Source organism: Dietzia sp. (assembly GCF_036741115.1).
Taxonomy (GTDB): Bacteria; Actinomycetota; Actinomycetes; order Mycobacteriales; family Mycobacteriaceae; genus Dietzia.
Map to the genome: position 1 here is coordinate 1 of NZ_DAINST010000013.1, position 6,730 is coordinate 6,730.

Below are 6,730 nucleotides of genomic sequence, written 5' to 3' on the forward strand. Positions count from 1 at the left end.
TGCGCGTGGAGTGCTGGAGCTTGAACACCGTGTCCGGGTTGAACAGGTGGTACTCGCCCTCGCGGCGCCACTTGTACTCGCCGCCGATCTCGAGCTCGCGGTGCGCCACCTCCTCCGGGCGGGACAGGAACGCGAAACGGTGACGGCGGGCGACGTCCTCGGCGATCTCGTCGAGATCGATGCCGTCGAGCGGGCTCACGGAGCCGGTGAAGTACTCGTCGCACAGCGACTGCGCGAGGCCCGTGATATCGAAGAGCTGCGCGCCGGTGTAGGAGGCGAGCGTCGAGATGCCCATCTTCGACATGATCTTCGTGACGCCCTTGGCGGCGCCCTTGCGGAAGTTCTTGCAGCCGGTCTCGGTGTCGACCGACGTGATGTCGCCCTCGGCGACGAGCTCGTCGATGGACTCGAAGACCATGTACGGGTTGATCGCGTTGGCGCCGTAACCGAACAGGGCAGCGAAATGGTGGACCTCGCGGGCGTCACCGGTCTCGATGACCAGACCGACACGGGTCCGCGACTTCTCGCGCACCAGGTGCTGGTGGACGGCCGACGTCAGGAGAAGAGACGGGATCGGCGCGTTGCGCTCGTCCGACTCCCGGTCCGACAGCACGACGATGGTCGCGCCGTCCTCGATCTGGCGCGAGACCTCCTTGCGGATGCGGTCGAGCGCGATGCGCATGCCGCGGCCGCCGTGCGCCACGTTGTAGAGGCCGGAGACCACGGCGGTCTTGTACTGCGGGAACGCGCCGCTGTCGTTGGCGTGGATGATCGAGGCGAGCTCGGAGTTCGCGAGGATCGGGTTGTCGAGCACGAGCTTGCGGCATGACTCGGGGCCGACGTTGAGGATGTCGTCCTCCGCGCCGAGGAGGCTCTCGATGCTCGTGACGAGTTCCTCGCGGATCGCGTCGAGCGGCGGGTTGGTGACCTGCGCGAAGCGCTGCGCGAAGTAGTCGAACAACGAGCGCGGCCGCGCCGACAGCACGGCGATCGGGGTGTCGGTGCCCATGGAGCCGAGCGCCTCGGCGCCCTTCTCCGCGATGGGCTGGATGAGCATGCGCAGATCCTCGCCCGAGTAGCCGAACACGCGCTGGCGTAGGACGACCCGGCTGTGCGGCATCGGCACGTTGGGGCTCGGCGGCAGGTCCTCGAGCCGGTACTGGCCCTTGGACAGCCACTCCTCGTACGGGTGCTGCGCGGCGAGCTCGTCCTTGATCTCGTCGTCGGTGAGGATGCGGCCCTTCGAGGTGTCTACGACGAACATGCGGCCCGGGCGCATGCGGGTCCGCTTGACGATCTTGTGGTCCGGGATGTCGAGCACGCCGACCTCCGAGGCCATGACCACGAGGCCGTCGTCGGTGATCCATACGCGCGACGGGCGCAGGCCGTTGCGGTCGAGGGTCGCTCCGATGATGGTGCCGTCGGTGAACGTGACCGACGCCGGTCCGTCCCAGGCCTCCATCATCGAGGCGTGGTACTCGTAGAACGCGCGCCGGGCGGCGTCCATCGTGGTGTTGTGCTCCCAGGCCTCCGGGATCATCATGAGCACCGCGTGCGGGAGCGAGCGGCCGGCGAGCGTGAGTAGCTCGAGCGCCTCGTCGAAGCGGGCGGTGTCCGAGCCGCCGGGCGTGCAGATCGGGAGGGCCTTGCCCAGGTCCTCGATCTTGTCCGACTCCATGAGTGCCTCGCGGGCGCGCATCCAGTTCTCGTTACCGCGGGCGGTGTTGATCTCACCGTTGTGCGCGACGTAGCGGAACGGGTGCGCGAGCGGCCACGCCGGGAAGGTGTTGGTGGAGAAGCGCGAGTGCACGATGCCGAGGGCGGACTCGAAGCGCTCGTCGCGGAGGTCCGGGTAGAACTCCGGGAGCTGCTTCTCGGTGAGCATGCCCTTGTAGACCATCGTCCGGGGGCTCAGCGACGGGAAGTACACGGTCTCGGAGCCGACCTCGCCGGCGCCGGCGCCCTGCGAACCGAGCTCGTGCTCGCAGCGCTTGCGGACGACCCAGCACTTGCGCTCGAGCTCGACGTCGGAGAGCAGCTCTCCGCCGGGGCCTGCGGCCTTGACGAAGATCTGCATGATCGTCGGGAGCGCATCGCGCGCGATCGCGCCGATGCTCGAGTCCTCGAACGGCACCTCGCGCCAGCCGATCACGGTGACGCCCTGCTCGGCGGCGACGCGCTCGACCATGCGCATCGTGTCCATCGTGAGAATCCGCGACTGTGGGAGGAAGCACAGGCCCGTCGCATAGCTGCCGGCCTCCGGCAGCTCGAAATCCACGACCTCGCGGAGGAAGCGGTCCGGGACCTGCACGAGGATGCCGGTGCCGTCGCCGGTGTTCGCCTCGGCGCCCACGGCTCCGCGGTGCTCCAGGTTGATCAGCGCCTTGATGGCCTTGTCGACGATGTCGCGGGACTTCCGTCCGTGCATATCCACGACGAACGCGACGCCACAGGCATCGTGCTCGTAGTCCGGACGATAAAGGCCTTTGCGGCTTGGAGGTGTAGTCATCTCACACGCCTTTGCTTCTCGACGAATCCGCTCGGGCGGGGCAGCGCCGCGAACGGGGAGGGGGAGCCATCGTCCCTCAACCCAGGAAATAATATGCGGTGCCCCACACATCGTCCTAACTCGGGAGTTTACGAAAATCCCGCAAGGTGCAGATACTGTCCCAGCATGTGATATTTCGCACCGGTGACCTGCCCCTCGATGCCCCCTCGGTACCCCTCCGCACCGCGTGGAGTGCGCACCCGGCCAGCCCCGAGACGGCGCCGGAACGGCGCCGGCAAGGTCCCTGCACGGTTCCGGAACGAACTTCTGCCTAGTACCAGTGCAGGACCAACCCGGGCCGGCGCACGGCCGGCCCGGACAGGAGCGGGCCCGGACCAGCCGAGAGACACAATCGCAGCCCGCCATACCGCCTTAGTACAGCCAAATACCGCTGAAATCTGAGACGCTAATATGCGGACCGTAAATTCCGTGGTCGACGCCCGTCACCTACGGGCCGCAGGCCCTGACGAAAGCGAGCGAGACCCCGTGTCCAATCCTGAGGCCCCATTCGACGACGATTCGCTCGCCCGGCCGTCGGTCGAGTACCTCCGCGAGACCCTCCCCCGCGGCAAGAAGGTGAGCAGCGAGCTGCGCCGTCGCGCGACACTCCTCGCCTACAAGCGCGCGGCGATGAAGTTCACTGCGGACGGGTGCACCGACTTCGCCGCGGCACTCACGTACTACGCAGTGCTCTCGATGTTCCCCGCACTCATCGCGCTCGTCTCACTCCTGGGCGTCTTCGGCGAGGGCGAGTCGACGGTCAACACAATCATGTCCATGCTCGAGGGCTCCGTGCCGCAGGAGACCATGGACTTCATCAAGCAGCCGATCGAGCAGTTGGTCAACACTCCTTCCGCCGGCCTCGCCCTGGTTGTCGGTCTCCTCGGCGCCCTGTGGTCGGCCTCCGGTTACGTCGGCGCGTTCAGCCGAGTGCTCAACTCAATCTTCGAGGTCAAGGAGGGGCGTCCGATCTGGGTGCTCCGCCCACTCCTCTTGGGCGTGACGGCGCTGATGCTCGTTCTCGTGGCCGTCGCGGCCCTCATGCTGACGGTGTCCGGGGGCGTCGCCACGACGATCTTCGACCAGATCGGCCTCGGCGAGGAGGCGCTGCGCGTGTGGGGCTGGATCAAGATCCCTGCGCTGCTCGTCATCTTCGTCATCGTGCTCGCGGTGATGTACCAGCTCACGCCGAACGTCCGGCGCCCGCGCTTCCGCATCCTCTCGCTCGGCGGAGTCACGGCGCTCGTGGTCCTTGCCATCGCGATTCTCGCCTTTGGCATCTATCTCCAGACCTTCAGCAATTACAACCAGACGTACGGTTCGCTCGCCGGCATCATCATGTTCCTGTTGATGATCTGGATCGCGAACCTCGCGCTCCTCTTCGGCGCCGAGCTCGACGCCGAGCTCGCCCGTTCGCGGCAGCTCCTCGCCGGCATCGCGGCCGAAGACGAGATCCAGCTCCCGCTCGTCGATTCCTCCGGGGTGATCAAGGCGCACGAGAAGCGCGGGAAGCTCATCGACGAGGGCGCCTCGCTGCGTCGCGACGTGTGGGTGGAGCAGGCGCGCGACGAGGACAAGCTCTAGTCGCCCCCTCGTTCTCCCATATTTTGGCGGGCGCGCGCCCGCTGCGCCACGCAAGAAAAAGACCCGGAAGCTCAGGCGTCCGGGTCTTTTTCATTGGCTCCCGCACTAGGCGGCGAAGTCGTTGCGCTGGTGAGTGTTCGAATCGTCGGCGAGTTCGCGATTCGCCGTGGCGATCTCGGTGGCTGTCGCTGGGATCACGGTGGGGTGCGAGATATCGCGGTCGACGACCACGACTGTCGGGGTTTCCTCGTTTCCCCCGTTGAGCCGACGGCACACGGCCGCTGCTTCCGGGTCGCGCCAGATGTTGACCCAGGCGATGCCGGGAACCCGGCGGTCGGTCTCGCGGCGCAGACGAGCGGAGTAAGAACAGCCCGGGCGCCAGAGCACGACGATCTCCGGCTTGCCATTGGCAGTGTCCGCGAGGGGCACGTGCCTCCCCGGGCGCAGAGGGGAGAGCCACACGAAAATGGTGGCGACTACGAGCACACCCAGTGCGGCTGTGACACCGCGAGCGGCACTCCCGGCGAACACAGTGACGACCACCACGACGAGCAGCCCGAACGTCAAGGCCAGTGAGGAATACACCCACCGGCCACGGGAGCGCCGCGCGCGTTCGTCCGGCGGCGTTTCAAACATGGCATCCACGCTAAACCGGCCCGTCCGGCTACTGCGAATTCTCTCGCGGATCGTGACACTTCCGTAATCGGGAAGGGGCGCCTTCTACATAGCCCCGCTAGTCACGCGGCCCTGGAGCCTGCAGCCGCAGGGCCGGAGCCACCTAGCGAGACCAAAGGGAATAGGTAGCGATCGATCGTTGTTCGATTAGCTTATATTTGCATAAGATTAATCTAGTCATTTTCCGTGCCCTGCCCTGTCACTCACGAAATGATTTCCTTGGACAGAAGTCCACATAGCTATGTTTTTGCATTTCGGACATGCACAATTGGCGCTCGCCTGCAGTTTCCAACCCCGAATCATTCTCGAATCAATAAGCGATGACAGAGGTCCGGGTCGGCGAACGGCGGCCGGCTATTCACGACGTCAACACCATTACAGCCTCCGTCGCCATACATACGCGCCCGTCGCGTTCGACCGGGCGATCCCACGCCGGACCGGACCGAATCAACCAAGAAGGCCAGGAATTGGCGTGAAATCATTATGTTTTTCTAGGCGCCTAACTGGCATTTTCCTCCGTATGGCGCGACATCCGAGGGTGAGCATCTTGCGAGCGTAAGAGGTTAATCCAGGTTCACCGAACGGGAGCTTCGGTAACGGCAGGGCGGCGTTTACGTCCACAGCGAACGTATAGTGTGGATTTTTGAGAGTGATCTATGTCACATTTTTTGAGAAGTTTCGAACAAGACGTGGATAGATCACAAACATATAACAGGCATTGTTAGTGACCGCCTTTTCGGCAGTCTAGCTGCCGATTTTGCCGGCTATCGGCTTGCGCGGGCCGGGCGTTACCTCGCGTGCTCGATCGCAGGACTTTGGCGAAACTCAGGCCGATCCGGAGCCCTGGATTCCTTTAGAAATATGAGTAGCGTTTCATCTGTTCCCCGATCCGAGGGGGCTTCATGGCCGAAAGTCGGCCCTTGAAACTGCAGATCGGAAGAGACATGAAGAAGATCAGTTCACGCACCGTGATCGCCGCCATCTCGGCCGGCGCCCTCGTTGCCAGCGGCGCGGTCGTGCCGGCCACCGCGCAGTCGGGCAATGTCAGCTCGAGCGCGCTCTCCGCCGAGAACCCCGATGGGATCGGCTCGGACGGCTCCTCCTACACCCCGCCGACCATCACGGCGGCCTCCAGCGGCGGCAATCTCCAGCTCGCCCTCGCCGTCGCGCTCGGCGCCACGGCCCTCGGCGGCTCCGCCTACCTCGCCGCGCAGGACTGGCCCGGCCTCAACCTCCCGGACCCGGCCGACTACGGCATCGAGCTTCCGAAGCTCCCCGATCTCGGCGTCCAGCTCCCGGAGATCGACCCGAGCGCGGCTCTCGCGGCCGGCGCCGGCCTGGGCCTCGGCCTCGCGCTGATCATCGGCCTCAGCGGAGGCAGCTCGGGCGGCATCACCGGTTCGACCATCGAGGGCGGCAACCTCAACCTCGGCTCGCTCGGCAAGCTCGACGTCTCCGCGCTCCTCGGCTCGAGCGGCTCCGACGAGCTCCCCACCGGTTCGGACCAGCTTTCGTCCGGCTCTGACGAGCTCCCCGCCGGTTCGGACCAGCTCTCCTCCGCGACCGACCTCGGTCAGCTCTCCTCGGGCTCCCTCGACAGCGAGTCGGTCCAGAGTTCGCTCGAGCCGGGTTCGGAATCCGGCTCGGGCTCCAAGATCCTGGCCTCCCTGGGCGTCATCGCCGGTTCTTCGGGCTCGGGCTCCGATCAGCTCTCCTCGGGCTCGGACGACCTACCCTCCGGCTCCGATCAGCTCTCCTCGGGTTCGGACGACCTACCCTCCGGTTCCGATCAGCTCTCCTCCGGTTCGGACTCCGACGATCTGTCCTCGGGCTCGGACTTCGGACAGATCTCCTCGGACATGGCCTTCGACCAGCTTTCGTCCGGCTCTGACGAGCTCCCCGCCGGTTCGGACCAGCTCTCCT

3 protein-coding genes and 1 pseudogene are annotated in these 6,730 nt (G+C 65.6%); 2 read left to right on the plus strand and 2 right to left on the minus strand.

What is annotated here, in order from left to right:
• On the minus strand, positions 1-2,509 hold a 2,509-nt coding region (locus tag V7E05_RS03500; RefSeq protein WP_333618288.1), incomplete at its 3' end, for a glutamate synthase central domain-containing protein.
• A gap of 525 nt (positions 2,510-3,034) precedes the next feature.
• Between V7E05_RS03500 and V7E05_RS03505 the strand changes: the two genes are divergently transcribed.
• A complete protein-coding gene (locus V7E05_RS03505) occupies positions 3,035-4,132 on the plus strand; it encodes a YihY/virulence factor BrkB family protein (RefSeq protein ID WP_333618289.1) in 1,098 nt (365 codons plus the stop codon).
• Between the two features lie 105 nt (positions 4,133-4,237).
• Here the strand turns inward: V7E05_RS03505 and V7E05_RS03510 are convergent, their stop codons facing one another.
• Positions 4,238-4,768, minus strand: coding sequence for a hypothetical protein (locus V7E05_RS03510; RefSeq protein WP_333618290.1), 531 nt, complete (start codon positions 4,766-4,768; stop codon positions 4,238-4,240).
• A 983-nt stretch (positions 4,769-5,751) separates the two neighbouring features.
• Between V7E05_RS03510 and V7E05_RS03515 the strand changes: the two are divergent.
• A pseudogene (locus tag V7E05_RS03515) lies at positions 5,752-6,730 on the plus strand (hypothetical protein); the annotation flags it as partial.